Origin of the sequence: Prevotella sp. HMSC077E09 (assembly GCF_001814685.1) — a bacterium.
Lineage (GTDB): Bacteria > Bacteroidota > Bacteroidia > Bacteroidales > Bacteroidaceae > Prevotella > Prevotella oris.
The window spans coordinates 1-1017 of the sequence record NZ_KV817571.1 but is presented as its reverse complement, the minus strand read 5'-3'; the positions used below and the strand labels follow the sequence as shown (position 1 = coordinate 1017).

Genomic DNA, 1017 nt, shown 5'->3' with positions numbered 1-1017 from the left:
GTCAAACTTAAAATAAGATAGAGTGATGAAAAAGAAAAAAACACAGAAGAAATGGATCGTTTCATCGAAGAATCTTTTGGTTATAAGTCAAGCTCAAAGTTCAAGTGAAAAAACCATCGCCGAATTTCAGGCAAAGAGAATGAATTTTATTCAAAAGCAACAAGAGGTGGAACATGCCACGCCATCCGAACCTACACTGCACACAGAGAATGCAACCATTCAACGGCGCATCAGTGCCAAGATGAGACGGGGAACGCTTGAAGCCTACAAACAGGCGTTCCTTGTTCCGTCCAAATTGAACGACCGAAATGCGGCTTATCTGAGCAGGGAGACACAGGAACGTGCCGACTTCGTCGTCCACAGGTTGGGTGACAGGCGCAGCAACCTCTCAAATTTAGTGGAGAACATCGTGCGCCTCCATCTGGAGGAGTACGGTGAGGACATAGAGAAATGGAGGAGGTTATAAACCGCAGGAGGGGGGCGAGGGATGAATTTCAAAAGATTTATTTCCCGCTCTAATCCTACTATCGCATTAAAATATGATATCATATTCTCGTAAATGAAACGTCATATTTGGGCAAATATGACATCATATTTTTAGCAAGCAGACATCTGAATGATGAGAACACCACGAACACAGTTAAACACAGAATGCACGACATTCACTTTTCGGCTGCAAAACGCCTCTTGCGTAAATGGTCTTATCACTGACATTGCAAGACGTCAGTTTGTACCCACAAACTGCGCCCTGCTCCCCTCGTCAGACTGTCGGGGAGATAAGACCGTAATCACTCCGTTCTCATCGGTCAGTGTCCAGAAATTAAGCAACAACAAATCATCTAAAATGATTAACTTTCAAAGAAACTTATATGGACAGATATAATAGAAAGCCAGCCAAGTGGCAGCAACAGAATAAGGAAGAGCAGAAGATGAACAAGACAGAGTTTATCAAGGTAAGGTGTACCTCAGAGGAAAAGCAGCGCATCAAGTCAAAGGCGGAAAGCACAAGACGGAAGT

Annotated in this window: 1 pseudogene; it reads left to right on the top strand. The window is 43.7% G+C overall.

Going from position 1 to position 1017, the window contains the following annotated elements:
- Positions 1-51 precede the first annotated feature (51 nt).
- A pseudogene (locus tag HMPREF2983_RS07605) lies at positions 52-466 on the top strand (DUF3408 domain-containing protein).
- The last annotated feature ends 551 nt before the right edge of the window (positions 467-1017 follow it).